The organism is Olsenella profusa DSM 13989 (assembly GCF_030811115.1).
In the GTDB taxonomy this organism is placed as follows: domain Bacteria; phylum Actinomycetota; class Coriobacteriia; order Coriobacteriales; family Atopobiaceae; genus Olsenella_F; species Olsenella_F profusa.
The window spans coordinates 988,527-1,006,502 of the sequence record NZ_JAUSQK010000001.1; the positions used below are offsets into that span (position 1 = coordinate 988,527).

A 17,976-nucleotide genomic window follows, 5' to 3' on the forward strand; every position below is an offset into this window, starting at 1 on the left:
GGCGGGGGCGGGGCGCGTGCGGTGGCGGACGGGGACGCGCCCCCTCGCCGTCGAGCGCGCGTGACGGTCGGGAGGACCGATGACAAGGACGAGCGAGCTCAGTTGGTACAGGGTCGCCAGGGCCGCCTGCGTCGCCGCGGCAGTCGCCGCCGACGCGGCGATCGTGGCCTCGGCCCCCTCCGCCGGCGCGGGGCCGAGCCTGGCGGTCCTGGCCGCCACCGCGCTCGCGCTGCTGGCCCCCACCCTGGTCCAGCTGCGCGTCGTCGCCTCCGCGGAGCGCCTCCTGGACGAGCGGTGCGACCCCGCCTCCCTGGTGCGGCGGGGGGACGCCATGGGGCTGTCCGCCCCCATCCCGCGCAACGGGCTGTACCGCACGGAGGCCGTCCTGCTGCACCGCTACGGGATCGCGCTGGCCGACGTGGGCAGGCCGGCTGACGCCGCCGTGGTCCGCAGGCGCATCGAGGACGGCCTCGGCATGCGCCGGCGCCCCGCCCGCAGCATGGACTGCGCGGTGATGGCCATGCTCCTCGCGGACCTCTGCGCGCGGCTGGGCGACGCCGGGGCGGCCCAGGGGTACGCCGCGCAGTTCCTCGAGGGCCTCGAGCGCGTGCCCCGGTCCGCCCGAGGCGGCATCGACGGGGGCCTGGGGGCCGTGGGGGGCGTGACCGTGCGCTCGTCCGCGGCCCTGTTCCTCCCGGCCCACGTCGCCCCCGCCCCGCTCGCCGAGGGGGACGTCGCGGCCCTGGGGGGCTCGGGGGCCGGGCGCCGCCTGGCCGCCGAGGCGCGCATGGCCCTGGCGAAGGCCGCCGCCGCACGGGGCGAGCGGGATCGGGAGGTGCGGCTGCTCGAGCAGGTCGCGGCCGCGGCCCCCGGGATGCGCGTGGGGGAGCTGGCGGCGCGCCGCCTGGGGCGCCCCGCGGACGGCGGGGCGGGCGCGGCGGAGTACGGGTCGCTGCGCCTGGACGCCGCGGTCGACGCGCACGCGCCCGTCACGAAGGAGTACGGGGGAGCGCGGTCGGCGCATCCCTAGGCGTGTGGGTGCCATTTGCGCCGTGTGGGTGCGATTCTCCCGGCCCGGCCCCCCGCGACCTGCGGCCCCGTGGGCCGGTCACGGGAGAATGGCACCCACATGTAGCGAATCGCACCCACACGGGTGGGGAACCGCGCCCACGGCGGGATCCCGCGCCGATGGGGCCTCCAGCCTGGCGTGACCGGGCGGCACGCCAGGCTATGCCCGTCCCGCCGAGGTTGCGGGCTCCCGGGCCTGGGCGGGGTGCGCCGCGAGCCAGGCCGCGGCGTCGCGCGCGGCCCGAATGCCCCCTCCCCGGGCCGCCACGGAGGCGAAGCGCTCGCGCGCGAGCGTCAGGTCGCCCTGGGCCGCGGCGAGGCGGGCGGCTTCGACGTCGGGCGACAGCCTCTGGATCGGCGTGATCGCAGTTTCCCGCATCGTGCCGATCGCCTCGTTGCAGCGCTCCCAGTCGCCGGCCTCGAGCGCGAGGCCGAAGTCTATGCCCGCAAGCACCAGCGCGCCCGCCTTGGCCATTCTCCTGCTCGTTTGGAGAAGCGCCTCCACCTGCCCGCGTATGCGGGCGAGCTCCTCGTAGTCACCGCTGTGACGGGTGGCGTTGGCGCGCACGTTGCAGCACAGGACCCTCTGCGCCGTGCGCGGCCTGAGGTCCCGCTCGGCGTGGTCGACCCATTGGAGGGCGACGTCGTCGCGGCCGAGCTGCTGGGAGCATTGGGCACAGATTATGGCGTAGGTGGCCTGCGCCCACTTCCTGCCCTTGCGCCTCTCCATGACGATGGAGATGACGTCGAGCATCTTCTGGGGGTCGAGGTCGGTGTGGAGTATCCCGTAGAACCCGCTGATGTCGCGGATGAGCAGGAGCGCGAACAAGGCGATGGTAGCCAGGAGGGCCACCACGAAGAAGGCGATGGCCTCGGGGTGCTCGATGTCCGGGCCCGCCCAGGCACGGCATGAGAACGCCAGCACGAACACCGCCACCACGTACGCGGCCACGGTGAGCCTGCGCCGGCCCAGGAACCTTCCCGCCGCCTGCCGCGCGGTCAGGCCGGCGTACCTCGACTCCCCGGAGGGGACCATGAGCCTGGTGAGCCAACCTGAAGCCATGCGGCCTCGCCTCCCCGGGGCCGCCCTGCGGCGGCCTTCGCTCGTCTCCTCCCGCCCGTATGGTACCACGGCCGTACCGTGGCGCTTCCCCACTGTTCGACCGCGAGCAAACGGTGAAGCCGTCCGACTGTCCAACAAAGATGTTGCATGGCTGGTCAGTAGATTTTGGGCAGTATCGTTACAGGTGGCGTCCCGCACCAGCCCGAAGGTCCGGAACGATCCGGGAGGCTCGCGATGATGGCGGACGAAGGCCTGACGAGGGCCATCGAGGGCATGCCCGTGGTCCGTTGCCGAGATGCCGGAGCTCCCGCCATCCTCTAGGCCGCGCTGCGTGACCGACCGGGGCATGTACCAGGGGCCCTCCAGTTTCGCGCGCCGGCCACGCCCAGTGCCTGCCGCGGCTCGCCGCACGTCCGCCACGTCTGCACGGGACCCTACGAGACGAACGACGAGAGGGCGGAGGGATTCCCGGCTCCTCCCGGCGTTCCTGAGCACTACAACGTTCCTGAGCACTACAATGGTGACGGGGCACGCGGTGCCTGCGGGGCCTGTCTCCCGTGTCGCGCGTGAGCGGCGCCCTGACTCTGAGCGACTGGCGTACCGGAGGGCCAAAGGAGTGCATGACGACGAGGGTGACGATAGAGGCCACGGCTTCGGCCCTGGAGGGGGAGTCAGAGTCCCTGTCGGGCAAGGTCGATGCCGCGGAGGAGCAGATCTCGAGGATGGCAAACGCCCTGCAGTCGCCAGAGCTCGCCGGAGAGGGGTACGCGGCGATCCGGAGCGTCGCCCGGGACCTCGCGGTGCCCGCCGCGAAGGCATACTACGTGGCGTTCGACGCCATGAACTCTGCGTGTACGGCCGACGCGCAGGCGGTCAGGGGACTCCCCCAGTCATCCAGCGGCGTCTGCGACACGGACGAGTTCCAGAAGAAGATAGAGGCCGTCCAGAGCGACATAGAGGAAACCCAGAGACGGATCACCCAGAATCGCGCCAACGCGGGCGGCACGTCCACGAACGGATCATCCGGCAGCTCGTCCGGCGGCACGAACACGTCCCAGGACACCACGGCAAATGTCAACACGCAGGTTGACGAGGCCCTGCTGGAAAGCGAAAAGACGGAGAAGCAGGGCTACGAGGACGACCTCAAGAAGGCCCAGGAGTACGACGAGGCCAGCGCCTCCACCTACTCCTCCGCGCAGGACGCCGTCTCCACCATGAAGTTCGCCGCCGACTCGGTGTCGTCCTACCTCGCCGGCAACGGCTACGGGGACACCTCCTGGGCCGCGGGAGTGGACGACGCCTACTCCACGGTGTTCGAGCGCAGGGTCGAGGAGTGCGCGCAGAGTATCTACCACGACGGCGGCATCGACAGGGACGCGCTCTCCAAGCTCCTCGGAAGGGACGACCTCACCCCATCCGAGGCGGAGGCCCTCGCACGCGTGTGGAACGAGCACTCGGACGAGGACGGGGTCGCCGAGGCGTTTGCCGAGGCGGGATCGAAAGATGGGCAGATGACTGGTGCATACGCGGCATTTGTGACCCAGGAGCTGGCTGATGTCTACAACACCAACATGCAAGGTGCCGATCCGAGTGATCAGGCTTCCGAGGGGCAGAAGAAGCAGACGCTCCAGGCGATGGATGACGCCATTAATAAGCTGTTCCCCTCTATAGGTGCCACAGGGGCGTCATACAAGGTCTCTGTTCTTTTACCAAATGGTGTTTTATATACACGAGAGCATTCAGCTAGCGGGGATGTAGGTGGAGATGGTCCTCTCTCAACAGAGATTAAAAAGGATGCAAGCGGGAGACCTGTGCCAGGATCTCTTACCTTTGACCTGACTGGTGATGATTCAGCTGGTCCTGTCTTTGTTAACGAAGATGGGCAGGCTTGGACAGGAATTGAGACTAAAGGGTCTGTAGGTGATGGGATAGAAGGCGAATCCCGAGTGCTCTTTGTGTGGGACCCCGTTCATGGGTATAGCGCTGCTAGGGCAGAAGCAACAGTAAAAAGAGACACTGGCTCTACTTCCGCCTCTGTGACCGATAAAGAGACGCTGGAATGGGGGGTCAAGCAGCCCGAGACGGGCGTGCAGCTCGATGGGGTGCTCATGCCGTCCGCCTCGAAGTCCCCAGCGCCGTCCACGCACACAAACGCGGTGCAGCTGCCCGATGCGCAGACGGTCGGCGAAGGCGTGGCGGCTGCGGCAGTCACAGCCGTTGTGGCTTACGTGGCATTCAAGGTGGCGAAGGCTCTGATTGGCTTTGCGGTTGCCGGCCCTCCCGGCGCGGTTGTCGGCGCCGCCTTGCCATAGCTGTTGCCACCTAGGGTTCGGTAGTTCTGTGTGAGTGGAGTTTCGATAGAGAGTTAGGTGGAAACAGCATGGGAGAGTTCATGAGGAGGCACCGGCGGGGCGCGCTCGTCGCCCTGCTTGCCCTCGCGGTGGCGGTCGGGGCCAGGGCCGCGCTCGACCGGGCCGGCACGGCCGGGGGCGGCGACGGCGGGCAGGCCCAGGTGCAGTCCCAGCCCGCCGACGGGCAGGGCCGGGACGCGGACGCCGACGGCGGCGCCGAAGGGGGCGCTGAGTCCGACGAGGAGGACGCGGAGGCGCAGCCCATCGTCCCGGAGTCGGAGCGCGTCGCGCCGGAGGGCACGAGGCGCCTGAGGCTCCCCGGGATTATGACGGGCGGCAGCGTGCCCGACGCCCAGAGGTACGCCCGCGGCCTCCTCGACGCCTCCCCGAGGACCTGCGAGGCGGCCTACGCCAACGAGGACGGCACGGTGGACATCTGGCAGACGCGGGAGCAGGTCGAGGAGGTCGTGCGCAGGGTCCTGGTGGAGCTGGACTCGGCCCGGGAGGAGCTCGCCAGCGGGGACATCGACCTGGAGATGTCGGGCGACCACCGCTCGGTCACCTTCACGGTCGGCCCCGGTGCGAGCAGGGAGGACCTCGCCTACGGGATCTCCCGCGCGGTCCCCGGGGCGACGTACCTGCAGGTGGAGGAGACCGGCGGCGAGGACTTCGCGCTCTCCGTGGACATCGTGGACGGGACCACGGGCAGGGTGATGGGGCACTTCGACCAGGACACGTACCGGGGCTGGAGCATGGGGCCCACCTGGGTCGGGGAAGGCGAGGCGTCGTGAGCGGGTCGGTCGCGCTCGGTGGCGCGGAGGTTGCGATTCCGGACGGCACGACCGTCCGCCCGCTCCCCGCCGGCGCAGGTGTGGGAGTGGTCATGGAGGGAGGGGGTTGGTCGGTGATGGCCGTCCTCTCGACTGCGAGTGTGACCCCGCCGGAGCTCCTCGCGCTCATCGAGGCCGCGATCGGCTCGCGGGAGGGCGGGGTCGAGTGGGGGCAGGCGCTCGGTCCGGACGCCGACGGCATGTCGGGCGTCTCCGCGGAGTGCTCGCTGCCCGAAGGCGTGCGCGGCATAGCGCAGGTGACGCCCGCCCCGGAGGGGCTCCTGGTCCTCTTCGGCAGGATGGGGCCCGGCTCCGGCGACGGCGCCGTCCGCGCCGTGAGGTCGGTGCTCGAGTCCGTGCCCCCGGGGGTGCGCCGTGGGTAGGCGCGCGTCGGCGTCCCTGTGCAGGGCGCTGGGGAGGGCGGCCTCCGCGGCCGTCGCCGCGTGGGTGCTGTCGGGGCTCCTGCGGGCGCACGGCACCGCGGAGGGCGCGATCGTCCTCGCGGCGGTCGCCCTGTCGGCCCTGTCGCTCCCCGTGGAGGCGCTCGCCGCGTCCGGCTGGGGGCGCGACAGGGTCGCCGCATGGGAGCGCCCCGGCGGCGAGCGCCACGAGCCCGCCCCGTCCTCCCCGGTCGCCTACACGAGCGAGAGCGGCTTCCTCTCCTCTACCTCGAGGGTGAGGGTCTCCATCGGTCCGCGCCTGCCCGGCGAGTCCCGGGGGGAGCTCGACCTGGGCATACTCGACGGGGCCGACCCCTCCGCCGTGTCCGCGTCCCTGCGCGAGCTCCGGGGGTCCGGCGAGTGGTCGCGCAGGCTGGGGGACGGGGAGACGGAGCTCGAGATCGCATGCTCCGTCCCGCCGGTCCGCTGGGCGCGCGAGCGCGGCGAGAGGTGGGCGCGGGGAGGGTGACCTGCGGTGACCTGCGGGCGGCCTCGATGCCGCCGCATGAGTTGGGAGACACGACACGAGAGGAGCGATCGGCGATGCCAATGACGATGAGCGACGGGGATCCCGGAGGGGTCGGGGGCGGGAAGATAAGGACCCTGAGCAGCGCGGCTAACCAGGAGGCATGGGAGCTGCGCAGGGGCCTCGACGACTATTGCACGTACGAGAGCAGGACCATCTCAGGGACGAGCAGCGCCCAGGGGGCAGAGCCGCACGACGACGCCTCCGTGGGCATACGGACGAGCCTGAACACGTGGAAGGGGCTGGTGTGCGACCTCTCGGAGGCCATAGCCGAGGCCGACGACGCGTTGGGGAGGGCCGACGCCTCGTCGGCGGCGAGCTGGGGCCTCATCGGGGGGAAGCGCGGATGAGCGCGCGATGTGGCGAGGGCGACAGCCCGAGGCTGGCCGCCCGCGAGGCCGAGCGCCGGATGGACGACCTCGCCGAGGAGCGCGGGCGCGCCCGCGCGGCCCGGCTGCGGGCCGAGGGGGAGGTCGAGCTGCGTCGCGCCAGGGTGCTCGAGTACCTCTCCCTCAACCCGGGGAACCGCCACATGGAGGAGTCGCTCGGCATGCTCGCCATGGCGGGGGACGACGCCAGCGCGGCGTACGACGCCCTGGAGGCCGGCCAGGCCCGCGAGGCGTCGCGCCTGGAGGGGGCCCTCGCGGAAGCCAGGAGGCGCATGGCGCTCCCCGGTGACCGGCACGGCGGGGCTGCGACCCCGTGAGCCGCGCCGGGGGATCCTCGCGTGGGCAGGCAAACCGGGGGACGGTATGGAGAGGACGGGGACGGGCGATGGTCAGGGACTGGAACAGGGACGAGGCGTACTTCGACCACTTCATCGAGACGACCGAGTACTACGCCGACATGGAGAGGGGAAAGCTCGAGCGCGGCGAGGTCCGCGAGGACCGCGTCGGGGCGGTGAGCAGGGATCTGGTGCGTGACATGCTTCATGCGACCATGGCCAGCTACTCGCGGGGCGACCCCATGCCCGAGGTGGCCCGCCGCGGCCGCCTCGCGCTCGACGAGTTCTCGCGCTGGGGGCTCGCCCTCAGCCTCGCCGACCTCTGGCTGGTCTCCCTGGCCGCCCTCGTCCACGACGGGCCGGCCGAGATGGCCCGCCTGAGGGGCGCCCTCTGGGACCGGGACGCGCACGACTGGGCGTTCGACCTCCTGCTGGGCGACGACCCCGCCTCCATAGCCGGCGAGCCCGAGAGGCACTACCACTACCTGCGCGCCGTCTTCGACGCCCCGGAGGGGGAGCGGCCCGCCGAGATGGCCAGGCGCCTCTCGCGCTGGTACAGCTCCAAGAGGAGCTACTACTGGTGGGGCTTCCACAGGAAGGTGGACCGCTGCCTCTACTTCGGCTACTGGGCGCTGGAGTACGCCGCGCTGGCACGGCGCCTGCGCGTCGACGACTCGGCGCTCGAGGGGAGGAGGTACTACCCCTACGAGCTGGCGCACTGGCTGGACGGCGGGGAGGGGGAGTAGCCATGGGCATGGACGTGTGTGTTTGATAGCCTCTCAGTTGCGGGTTGGGGCCGGTACCGCTTTTCCGTACCTTGCTGCTAGGCTGCGAGGCCCAAGCTCTGCCTGTATTGTAGGGGGCTCATCGAGCCCAGCGAGCGCTTGATCCTCGTCTTGTTGTAACGCTCTATATAGGCGTCTATCCTCTCCTTGAGCTCATCCAACGTGACGCCCGCCCAGTCCCTGCCATAGAGCATCTCGACCTTCATGGTGCCGAAAAAGCCCTCCATGCGGGAGTTGTCAGGGCTGCACCCCTTGCGCGACATGGAGCGCATGATGCCGGCCTTCTCGCAGATGGAGATCCACTCGGGCCAGCGGTAGTGGCAGCCGCAGTCCGAATGGATCACGAGATGGCGGCGCTCCTCGTCTGTCGTAGTGGCCAAAGCCGCCTTGAGCATGGAGTTGGCCATCTCGGCGTTGGGCGAGGTCGAGGTCGTCCAGCTTACGATGGCGCCGTCGAAGCAGTCCAAAACCGGGCTCAGATAGAGCTTGCCGGCCGGTATCGAGAGCTGCGTGACGTCGGTGAGCCATAGGAAGTTGGGAAGTCCGGCTTCGAAGTCCTGGCAGACCTTGTTGCCGGGGTGTTCCGAGACCTCGCCCTTGTAGGAGCTGTAGGCCTTCCCGGGCTTTGCCTTGCCGTGCGCCTCGAGCTTCTCCTCAGCCATTATTCGCCCTATCCTGCGCTCGCCGATGACATGTCCTCGTGCCTCGAGCTCGTCGTGGATGCGGCGCCTTCCGTAGGCGCCGTCGTTGGCGTTGAAGACGGCGCAGACCAGCTCCCGCGCCCCGGCGTCCCTGTCCCCGGCGGCGATGGCCGAGAGTTGGTACTGGTGGCTCGATCGGGCCATGTCGAGCGCCGAGAGAAGCTCGCACAGCCTCCATTTGGGGCGCAGCGACTCAATCAGCAGAGTCTTCTCCCTGTTCGTGAGCTCGTTTGCCGGGTCGGCGCCCGTCCCTTTTCCCAGGATCTCGAGGGCGCCCTCCAGGATGTCGCGCTTGAGCTCGAGTTGGCGCAGCTCTTTCTCGAGTTCGGCCTTCCTGGCCTCGAGGGCATCTATTTCTGTCTGCGTGACGGGAGCCGCTCTGGCGGCTCCGGCGTCGGACGCGCCATTTGAGACGGCGTTGCTTGTGTCGGGCATCGGGGGCTCCTTCTCAGGCAATAGCTCTCGCTTCCACTTGTAGAGGGTACAACGCGTGGAGCCGACCTCGTCGGCGATCTGTTGCGCGCTTCCGGCTCGTCTGACAAGCGCTGTCACGGCTTTCTGCTTCTCTTCGAGAGTGAACGTCCTGGGCTCGGCTGTCCGCCTCTCGCCAGGTGCCAGCTCGTCTATCCACTCTCTGAGCTTTTGCGTACTTCCGGGGTATCCCAGCTCGCGTCTCGTATAGGCGTTGCAGCGGCCGTGCTCCAGATAGTGGTTGACGGCGGCCCGCCTTTGCCCTTCTGAGTAGCGTTCTAGGTTGCGCCCCCTGAGCGCGCCTCCGTTGTCCTGCCATTCCCGATACCATCCTACAAGCTGTGCCCGGCTTGGATATCCCAACTCGCGTATCGTAGCCGTGGCTTTAAAACCATACTTGATATAGAGCTCGACCGCTCTTGTCCTCTGCTCAAGGGAGTACACGCCATCCTCCAAACATCATCGTTTGGTACGGATTTCCGGTACCGGCCCCGTTTGAGCACCGAAGTCTTTCGGGTCTGAGCACGAAAATCTTTCGCATGTGTGCATGGGCACGCCGACCACCCGTTGATGTGGCCTACCTTTGTCGATGCGTCCGTTTTCGACACGAGGAGGCCAAGAGAGGATGATCGGCGTGGACAAGATCGAGGACATCAGGAGGATGTGGAGGAGAGGCGTCTCGGTGGCTGACATCGCGCGAGCCGCCGGCGTGTCCGAGCCCACGGTGCGCAAGCACAGGGACATGGAGGACCTGTCGCCGGAGCCGCCCAGAAGGACGGGGGGCGAGAGCGAGCTGCTCGCGCCCTATGCCGGCACCATCGACAGGTGGCTCGCCGACGACGCCAGGCACTGGAGGAGGCAGCGCCACACGGCCGTGCGCGTGTACGTGCGTCTGAGGGACGAGGAGGGCTACGACGGGTCGTACTCGACTGTGCAGAGGTACGTGAGGAGGCGCCGCGGGGAGATGGCCCGCGAGGCGGACCAGAGGGACGCCCAGGGCTTCCTGCAGCTGGACTGGCTCGCCGGCGAGTGCCAGGTCGACTTCGGCCAGGCGGACTCCGGGGTGAGGGGCGCGCTCACGCGCGGCCACTGCCTCGCGGTGAGCTTCCCGCACCCCGACGTGGGCCTCACGCAGGTCTTCTGGGGCGAGGCCGCCGAGTGCGTGCGCGAGGGGCTCGCGGGCGTCCTCGCGTTCGTGGGCGGCGTGCCCGCGCGCGCGGTGCTCGACAACGCGACGGAGGTCGGCAGGAGGGTGTGCGGGGAGGTGCGCACCAGCGAGCTCTTCAGGCTGTTCGCCGCCCACTACGGGCTCGACCACGCCCTCGCCGACCCCTACTCGGGCAACGAGAAGGGCAACGTCGAGAACGAGGTCGGCTGCCACAGGCGCGACGCCTTCGTCCCGGTCCCGAGCTTCCACGACGTCAGGGCCTTCGACCGGCGCCTGCTCGCGGACTGCCTGGACATGAGCGACAAGCCCCACTACCGCCTCGGCACCCCCGAGCCCGAGCTGTTCGAGGAGGACAGGGCCGCCCTGCGCGAGCTGCCGCCCGCCGCCTTCTCGTGCGCGAGGTGGGAGGTCCGCAGGTGCAGCAGGCAGGGCGTGTTCACGATGGGCGGCGTCCACCGCTACTCCGCGGGCCCCGCCTACGCCCGCAGGGAGGCCAACGTCGCGCTCGGCGCCTTCGACGTCACGGTGGTCGACCAGGAGACCGGCGAGGTGGTCGCCACCTACGAGCGGGAGTGGGGCGACGCGCCAGCCGACTCGTCGGACCCCATGCTGCAGCTCAAGCTGCTGTGCATGAGGCCCGCCGGCTGGCGCGACGGCATCGTGAGGATGTCCCTGCCCGGCGAGCTCGTCGCACACCTGGACGGCGAGGACGCCCCGGGCCCGGGGCGCGACCTGCGCATCCTCAGGGACGAGGCCGGCGCCCACGGGTTCGCCAGCGCCGTCGAGGCCATGGCCGAGTCCCTGTCCGCGACGGGCGGCATAGACGCCGCGACCGTCGGCCTCTCCGCGGCGCGCATCGCCTCGGGGGAGGCGCGCCGCGAGTACGGCGAGGACGTCGACCTCGGGGCCTACGACCGCGCGTTCGGGCTGGTGGAGGGGGGCGCCGGCGATGCAGCCTGGCAGCAGGCAGAGGTCGGAGGCCGAGGGCCTCCTCCGCGCGTGCGCGCGTGCGCTCTTCATATCTTGCGACTCCATAGACGCGTTCCTCGGCAGGGCCACCCCGGGCCAGCTCGCCGCCTGCACGTCGCTGCTCGAGGACGAGCTGTCGCACAGGGAGCGCGCCAAGCGCGGGCGGCTCCTCAGGCAGGCGGGGTTCCCCGTCCCCGAGACGCTCGGGGGCTTCGACTGGCCCAACGTCAGGCTCCCAGACGGCTGGGGCGCCGACGAGATGCGCAGCCTCTCGTTCGTGGACGCAGCGGAGGACCTCGTGTTCTTCGGGAAGACGGGCAGGGGCAAGTCGCATGCCTCGATAGGCCTTGGCACGGCCGCCGTGGCCGCCGGCACCCCCGTGCGGTCCTACCAGACCGCGCGGCTGGTGCTCGCCCTCGGGAAGGCGAAGCGCGACGGCACGCTCGACAGGGTTCTCGCGGACGTCGCGAAGGCCCGGCTGGTGATCCTGGGCGAGTTCGGCCACGTGCCCTTCGACGTGGACGGCGCGCGGCCGCCCTGCCAGGTCATATCCGACAGCCACGAGTGCCGGAGCATCGTGTTCACCACCAACGTGGAGTTCTCCAGGTGGGGCACGGTCCTCGCGGGCGACGAGCTGGCCGCGGCGATCGTCGACAGGGTCGCGCGCCACGGCAGGCTCGTGGAGTTCGGCGGGCCCAGCCACAGGCTGGAGAACTCGCTGATGCTCGGGAAGGGAGGCGAGTGACGTGAGGGAGAAGCCCGGGGCGCGCCGCGCCTCGTGCCCCATCTGGGACCTCGACGACTGGGTGCTGGAGCACCACGACGTCGTGACGCTCTGCAGGGGCTTCGACTGCCCCGAGTGCGTCGCGGACCCGGAGGAGCTGGGGCCGACCGGGCCCCCTGCGCCGCCGGACCCCGGCGTCCGCGAGGTCCCGTTCTAGGAGGTTGCAAGGGTCGGCGGGTCCGTGCGCAAACCCGCAAAAGTTTCGTGCACGGACCCGAAAGAAATGCGTGCACATTCCCGAATGTGTTTGATAGCCTTCAATTTGCTGATTGGGGCCGGTACCGGAAATCCGTACCAAACGATGATGTTTGGAGGATGGCGTGTACTCCCTTGAGCAGAGGACAAGAGCGGTCGAGCTCTATATCAAGTATGGTTTTAAAGCCACGGCTACGATACGCGAGTTGGGATATCCAAGCCGGGCACAGCTTGTAGGATGGTATCGGGAATGGCAGGACAACGGAGGCGCGCTCAGGGGGCGCAACCTAGAACGCTACTCAGAAGGGCAAAGGCGGGCCGCCGTCAACCACTATCTGGAGCACGGCCGCTGCAACGCCTATACGAGACGCGAGCTGGGATACCCCGGAAGTACGCAAAAGCTCAGAGAGTGGATAGACGAGCTGGCACCTGGCGAGAGGCGGACAGCCGAGCCCAGGACGTTCACTCTCGAAGAGAAGCAGAAAGCCGTGACAGCGCTTGTCAGACGAGCCGGAAGCGCGCAACAGATCGCCGACGAGGTCGGCTCCACGCGTTGTACCCTCTACAAGTGGAAGCGAGAGCTATTGCCTGAGAAGGAGCCCCCGATGCCCGACACAAGCAACGCCGTCTCAAATGGCGCGTCCGACGCCGGAGCCGCCAGAGCGGCTCCCGTCACGCAGACAGAAATAGATGCCCTCGAGGCCAGGAAGGCCGAACTCGAGAAAGAGCTGCGCCAACTCGAGCTCAAGCGCGACATCCTGGAGGGCGCCCTCGAGATCCTGGGAAAAGGGACGGGCGCCGACCCGGCAAACGAGCTCACGAACAGGGAGAAGACTCTGCTGATTGAGTCGCTGCGCCCCAAATGGAGGCTGTGCGAGCTTCTCTCGGCGCTCGACATGGCCCGATCGAGCCACCAGTACCAACTCTCGGCCATCGCCGCCGGGGACAGGGACGCCGGGGCGCGGGAGCTGGTCTGCGCCGTCTTCAACGCCAACGACGGCGCCTACGGAAGGCGCCGCATCCACGACGAGCTCGAGGCACGAGGACATGTCATCGGCGAGCGCAGGATAGGGCGAATAATGGCTGAGGAGAAGCTCGAGGCGCACGGCAAGGCAAAGCCCGGGAAGGCCTACAGCTCCTACAAGGGCGAGGTCTCGGAACACCCCGGCAACAAGGTCTGCCAGGACTTCGAAGCCGGACTTCCCAACTTCCTATGGCTCACCGACGTCACGCAGCTCTCGATACCGGCCGGCAAGCTCTATCTGAGCCCGGTTTTGGACTGCTTCGACGGCGCCATCGTAAGCTGGACGACCTCGACCTCGCCCAACGCCGAGATGGCCAACTCCATGCTCAAGGCGGCTTTGGCCACTACGACAGACGAGGAGCGCCGCCATCTCGTGATCCATTCGGACTGCGGCTGCCACTACCGCTGGCCCGAGTGGATCTCCATCTGCGAGAAGGCCGGCATCATGCGCTCCATGTCGCGCAAGGGGTGCAGCCCTGACAACTCCCGCATGGAGGGCTTTTTCGGCACCATGAAGGTCGAGATGCTCTATGGCAGGGACTGGGCGGGCGTCACGTTGGATGAGCTCAAGGAGAGGATAGACGCCTATATAGAGCGTTACAACAAGACGAGGATCAAGCGCTCGCTGGGCTCGATGAGCCCCCTACAATACAGGCAGAGCTTGGGCCTCGCAGCCTAGCAGCAAGGTACGGAAAAGCGGTACCGGCCCCTTCCCGAAACTGGGGCTTGACTAAACACACACGCTCGACCTGCCGGGTGCCGGCCCCGAAGGCCAGGTGCGGCGCCACCTGCGCAGGAGGGGGAGGGGGACCCGCGGGGAGGGGCCCGAGACGAGGGGCAGGGTCAGGGCCTCGCACACCGTGGAGGAGAGGCCCGGGGAGGCCGATGCGAGGTCGCGCCCCGGGGACTGGGAGGACGACACGGTCGTCGGCCCGGGGCCGGCATGCCTGCCCGCGCCCGCCGACAGGGCGTCGAGGCTGCCCCTCGCGAGGAGATGCCGGCATGACAGCGGCAGCGTCTGCAGGGCCGAGGTCGCGCTGCTCAGGGGACGCCCGCTCGAGACGGTCACCCCGGACAGGGGCAAGGGGTCCGCGGGGCACGCGGATGTCACAAAGGCCCTTGCAGGTGTGCAGTCCTGCTCCTGCGACCCCCACCATCCCTGGCAGAGGCCGACGGTGGAGGACGCCAACGGGCCCCTGCGGGAGCTCTTCCCCAAGGGCACCGACTTCGGCAGGGTCACGGACGAGGGGGTGCGGCATGCGGTGGACCTGGTCGACGACAGGCCGAGGAGGGTCCTGAAATACAGGACAGCCAACGAGGTCTACAGGGAGATGTTGCACTCAGCTTGACAATCCGCCTGCTCAAAAGGGGCCGGTACCGCTTTTCCGTACCTTGCTGCTAGGCTGCGAGGCCCAAGCTCTGCCTGTATTGTAGGGGGCTCATCGAGCCCAGCGAGCGCTTGATCCTCGTCTTGTTGTAACGCTCTATATAGGCGTCTATCCTCTCCTTGAGCTCATCCAACGTGACGCCCGCCCAGTCCCTGCCATAGAGCATCTCGACCTTCATGGTGCCGAAAAAGCCCTCCATGCGGGAGTTGTCAGGGCTGCACCCCTTGCGCGACATGGAGCGCATGATGCCGGCCTTCTCGCAGATGGAGATCCACTCGGGCCAGCGGTAGTGGCAGCCGCAGTCCGAATGGATCACGAGATGGCGGCGCTCCTCGTCTGTCGTAGTGGCCAAAGCCGCCTTGAGCATGGAGTTGGCCATCTCGGCGTTGGGCGAGGTCGAGGTCGTCCAGCTTACGATGGCGCCGTCGAAGCAGTCCAAAACCGGGCTCAGATAGAGCTTGCCGGCCGGTATCGAGAGCTGCGTGACGTCGGTGAGCCATAGGAAGTTGGGAAGTCCGGCTTCGAAGTCCTGGCAGACCTTGTTGCCGGGGTGTTCCGAGACCTCGCCCTTGTAGGAGCTGTAGGCCTTCCCGGGCTTTGCCTTGCCGTGCGCCTCGAGCTTCTCCTCAGCCATTATTCGCCCTATCCTGCGCTCGCCGATGACATGTCCTCGTGCCTCGAGCTCGTCGTGGATGCGGCGCCTTCCGTAGGCGCCGTCGTTGGCGTTGAAGACGGCGCAGACCAGCTCCCGCGCCCCGGCGTCCCTGTCCCCGGCGGCGATGGCCGAGAGTTGGTACTGGTGGCTCGATCGGGCCATGTCGAGCGCCGAGAGAAGCTCGCACAGCCTCCATTTGGGGCGCAGCGACTCAATCAGCAGAGTCTTCTCCCTGTTCGTGAGCTCGTTTGCCGGGTCGGCGCCCGTCCCTTTTCCCAGGATCTCGAGGGCGCCCTCCAGGATGTCGCGCTTGAGCTCGAGTTGGCGCAGCTCTTTCTCGAGTTCGGCCTTCCTGGCCTCGAGGGCATCTATTTCTGTCTGCGTGACGGGAGCCGCTCTGGCGGCTCCGGCGTCGGACGCGCCATTTGAGACGGCGTTGCTTGTGTCGGGCATCGGGGGCTCCTTCTCAGGCAATAGCTCTCGCTTCCACTTGTAGAGGGTACAACGCGTGGAGCCGACCTCGTCGGCGATCTGTTGCGCGCTTCCGGCTCGTCTGACAAGCGCTGTCACGGCTTTCTGCTTCTCTTCGAGAGTGAACGTCCTGGGCTCGGCTGTCCGCCTCTCGCCAGGTGCCAGCTCGTCTATCCACTCTCTGAGCTTTTGCGTACTTCCGGGGTATCCCAGCTCGCGTCTCGTATAGGCGTTGCAGCGGCCGTGCTCCAGATAGTGGTTGACGGCGGCCCGCCTTTGCCCTTCTGAGTAGCGTTCTAGGTTGCGCCCCCTGAGCGCGCCTCCGTTGTCCTGCCATTCCCGATACCATCCTACAAGCTGTGCCCGGCTTGGATATCCCAACTCGCGTATCGTAGCCGTGGCTTTAAAACCATACTTGATATAGAGCTCGACCGCTCTTGTCCTCTGCTCAAGGGAGTACACGCCATCCTCCAAACATCATCGTTTGGTACGGATTTCCGGTACCGGCCCCAAACCGAAAGCCAGACTTGACTAAACACAGCTGTCGGCACGGGACACGAAAAGTCGCGCCGGGTGAGGTCGCTGCGCTCGGGGGCGTCAGGTGCGGGCAGCGTCGTCCTCTTGGAGGCATTGGATCAGATGCCGCAGATGCCCAGCTCGACCATGCACCTCCGCACGCGGTAGCGGGTCGTGCCTGTAAATTTTGCGTACTGCGGATCTCCTGTGAGCTTGGATCAGACCTAGCAGGAGCTAAAGCGCCTGTCGCTTTCCTCCCATATCGCGCAGATAGCCTCCTTGAGGGGACCCCACGGGTCCTCACCGCCTCCGGCCTTGAGCCATCGGTAGAAGCCGGACCTGCTCACCCCCAGCACGCGCGCCATCATCGAGACGCTGTAGGTTGCCCTCTTTGCCAGCATGAGCTAAAACCTGTCCTTCGTCAGAGGCTCTTGGCGAAGAAGGCTGCCACTTTTTTAGGAACTCGTTTTCGCTTTCGAGCTCGTGCATGCGCCTATTCACTGCGTCGAGCTGCTTGTGCTCGTCGGTTCTTGCCTGGGTCACCCTTCCGGTCTTTGAGTGCTTGATGATCCAGTCGTTTAAGGTCTTGTCGTTGGCCTCAAGCTTCGCGGCGCATCCTCTGATGCTCTTCTTCGGGTTGGCCTTACGTGCCTTCCTGTAGTACTCAACAGCCTCGAGGCAATACTCCTTCAGTGTAGTGTCTGGGTGTTTCCGGCTTCGTGCGGGACTTTGCCTTCTCTATCTCGCTTGCGCTTAGCGACATCTCATCTCTCCAATCTGCTGGTGTTGGTAGGTGGGTATCTGGACAGAGCATATCTGTTGCCAGTCCCTGAATCCCCCTGTCCACCAAAAGATTACAGCTCACGCCTCATCCTCGAGAGGCTCCTTCCGTGCTCCAGGTAGTACGAGACGGCGGACTGCATCTGCCCGTCGCTGAATGCAGGGGTGCGCGGTTCCCTTTCCGGGACCTTCCCCATCCTCTCGTATTCCTTCCACCACATCCTTAAGCATTGTCCTCGATGGATAGCCGAGCTCCGCTATCGTGTCAGCGCTGCTGTGGTCGAACCTGATGTATGTCTCGATTGCAGCCCGCTTCTACTCCATGCTGTACATGGATCCTCCTACACCACTTGCGGTCCAAGATTTCCACCGCAGTCCCAATCGTAATTTCATGACATGGCCCCCAAGCTCGCGCATAACCCCCTCACTCCCTCCGCTCCCGGAAGCCGTCGTCGAGCAGCCCCAGCAGGCCGTCGCCCGGCCCGGCCTCGCGCAGCAGCTCCTCGACGCGCTCGCGCTGCCTGACCCTCGCCCCCGTGCGCGCCCTCGGGCTCGCGACGCGGGGCTGCGGGCCGAACGAGGCCTCGAGCTCGGCGCGGGGGACGTGCGGGGCGGCCGCGACGTCGGCGGCGAGCGCGGACGCCGGCGCGGGGCCCCTGTGGCAGTACCTCCAGCTGAACTCGTCGCACACGCCCTGCAGCCTCGCCCGCGACAGCCCGTGGAAGGTGCCGAGGGCGTACGCCTTGAAGTCCGATATCACGTGGTGCACGAGCGCGAGCGAGGAGGCCGGGTCCGACGCGTCGAACGGGCGCTGGTCGAGCCCCGGCCAGCCGCGCAGGCCGGCGGTGACGCCCTGCCACATGTCGGCGCGGACGTGCGAGAGCACCCCCACGTGCTCCTCGGCGAAGCGCGAGTACGCCCCGCCCGCCGCGTCGGGGACGACCCTGAGGGCGCACGTCCCGGGGCCGCCCCGGCCGCCGCGCGACACCGCGCAGATCATCGGCTGCCTGGTGGTCCCCCTGCCCACGGTCCCTGCGGCCGCGGCCCCCACGAAGAAGTCGTCCACC

Annotated in this window: 17 protein-coding genes and 1 pseudogene; 13 read left to right on the top strand and 5 right to left on the bottom strand. The window is 68.0% G+C overall.

Annotation, left to right across the window (positions count from 1 at the left end; genetic code table 11):
• The first annotated feature begins 79 nt into the window (after positions 1-79).
• Entirely contained in the window at positions 80-1,030 is a 951-nt protein-coding gene (locus J2S71_RS04540; RefSeq protein WP_307389086.1) for a hypothetical protein, read from the top strand.
• Positions 1,031-1,228: 198 nt separating this feature from the next.
• Here the strand turns inward: J2S71_RS04540 and J2S71_RS04545 are convergent, their stop codons facing one another.
• Positions 1,229-2,131 carry a hypothetical protein gene (locus J2S71_RS04545; protein WP_307389088.1) on the bottom strand — a complete coding sequence of 301 codons (903 nt, stop codon included), beginning with the start codon at positions 2,129-2,131 and terminating at the stop codon, positions 1,229-1,231.
• Between the two features lie 620 nt (positions 2,132-2,751).
• On the opposite strand from J2S71_RS04545, the gene J2S71_RS04550 reads away from it, so the two are divergent.
• The 7 genes from J2S71_RS04550 (at position 2,752) to J2S71_RS04580 (ending at position 7,748) form a co-directional block, all read left to right on the top strand.
• Positions 2,752-4,443, top strand: coding sequence for a hypothetical protein (locus J2S71_RS04550; RefSeq protein ID WP_307389090.1), 1,692 nt, complete (start codon positions 2,752-2,754; stop codon positions 4,441-4,443).
• Positions 4,444-4,511: 68 nt separating this feature from the next.
• On the top strand, positions 4,512-5,273 hold the full coding sequence (locus J2S71_RS04555; RefSeq protein WP_307389091.1) for a hypothetical protein: 762 nt from the start codon (positions 4,512-4,514) through the stop codon (positions 5,271-5,273).
• Positions 5,270-5,695 (top strand): hypothetical protein, encoded by a 426-nt coding sequence (locus J2S71_RS04560; RefSeq protein WP_307389093.1) that lies wholly within the window; start codon positions 5,270-5,272, stop codon positions 5,693-5,695. Before J2S71_RS04555 ends, J2S71_RS04560 begins: the two co-directional genes overlap by 4 nt.
• Positions 5,688-6,221, top strand: a complete 534-nt coding sequence (locus J2S71_RS04565; RefSeq protein ID WP_307389095.1) for a hypothetical protein — start codon at positions 5,688-5,690, stop codon at positions 6,219-6,221. Before J2S71_RS04560 ends, J2S71_RS04565 begins: the two co-directional genes overlap by 8 nt.
• A 74-nt stretch (positions 6,222-6,295) precedes the next feature.
• On the top strand, positions 6,296-6,628 hold the full coding sequence (locus tag J2S71_RS04570) for a hypothetical protein (RefSeq protein ID WP_307389097.1): 333 nt from the start codon (positions 6,296-6,298) through the stop codon (positions 6,626-6,628).
• Positions 6,625-6,984: a hypothetical protein gene (locus J2S71_RS04575; RefSeq protein ID WP_307389099.1), complete on the top strand. Its 360-nt coding sequence runs from the start codon at positions 6,625-6,627 to the stop codon at positions 6,982-6,984. Before J2S71_RS04570 ends, J2S71_RS04575 begins: the two co-directional genes overlap by 4 nt.
• A gap of 68 nt (positions 6,985-7,052) precedes the next feature.
• On the top strand, positions 7,053-7,748 hold the full coding sequence (locus J2S71_RS04580; RefSeq protein ID WP_307389101.1) for a PoNe immunity protein domain-containing protein: 696 nt from the start codon (positions 7,053-7,055) through the stop codon (positions 7,746-7,748).
• A 77-nt stretch (positions 7,749-7,825) separates the two neighbouring features.
• On the opposite strand, the gene J2S71_RS04585 is transcribed toward J2S71_RS04580, so the two are convergent.
• Entirely contained in the window at positions 7,826-9,415 is a 1,590-nt protein-coding gene (locus J2S71_RS04585) for an IS3 family transposase (protein WP_307387982.1), read from the bottom strand.
• A 205-nt stretch (positions 9,416-9,620) separates the two neighbouring features.
• Here J2S71_RS04585 and istA point away from each other — a divergent pair.
• From istA to J2S71_RS04610, 5 genes and pseudogenes are all read left to right on the top strand, one after another.
• Positions 9,621-10,697 (top strand): annotated as a pseudogene (gene istA, locus J2S71_RS12260) (IS21 family transposase); the annotation flags it as partial.
• 379 nt (positions 10,698-11,076) lie between these two features.
• Positions 11,077-11,841: an ATP-binding protein gene (locus tag J2S71_RS04595; protein ID WP_307389105.1), complete on the top strand. Its 765-nt coding sequence runs from the start codon at positions 11,077-11,079 to the stop codon at positions 11,839-11,841.
• 1 nt (position 11,842) lies between these two features.
• A complete protein-coding gene (locus tag J2S71_RS04600) occupies positions 11,843-12,037 on the top strand; it encodes a hypothetical protein (protein ID WP_307389107.1) in 195 nt (64 codons plus the stop codon).
• Positions 12,038-12,188: 151 nt separating this feature from the next.
• Positions 12,189-13,778 carry an IS3 family transposase gene (locus tag J2S71_RS04605; protein ID WP_307387982.1) on the top strand — a complete coding sequence of 530 codons (1,590 nt, stop codon included), beginning with the start codon at positions 12,189-12,191 and terminating at the stop codon, positions 13,776-13,778.
• A 97-nt stretch (positions 13,779-13,875) separates the two neighbouring features.
• Positions 13,876-14,448, top strand: a complete 573-nt coding sequence (locus J2S71_RS04610) for an IS30 family transposase (protein WP_307389108.1) — start codon at positions 13,876-13,878, stop codon at positions 14,446-14,448.
• Between the two features lie 49 nt (positions 14,449-14,497).
• On the opposite strand, the gene J2S71_RS04615 is transcribed toward J2S71_RS04610, so the two are convergent.
• The 3 genes from J2S71_RS04615 to J2S71_RS04625 form a co-directional block, all read right to left on the bottom strand.
• A complete protein-coding gene (locus tag J2S71_RS04615; protein ID WP_307387982.1) occupies positions 14,498-16,087 on the bottom strand; it encodes an IS3 family transposase in 1,590 nt (529 codons plus the stop codon).
• A gap of 266 nt (positions 16,088-16,353) precedes the next feature.
• Positions 16,354-16,530 (bottom strand): hypothetical protein, encoded by a 177-nt coding sequence (locus tag J2S71_RS04620; protein WP_307389110.1) that lies wholly within the window; start codon positions 16,528-16,530, stop codon positions 16,354-16,356.
• 803 nt (positions 16,531-17,333) lie between these two features.
• Complete coding sequence (locus J2S71_RS04625; RefSeq protein ID WP_307389112.1) at positions 17,334-17,975, bottom strand: transposase; 642 nt, start codon at positions 17,973-17,975, stop codon at positions 17,334-17,336.
• Position 17,976: the final 1 nt, after the last annotated feature.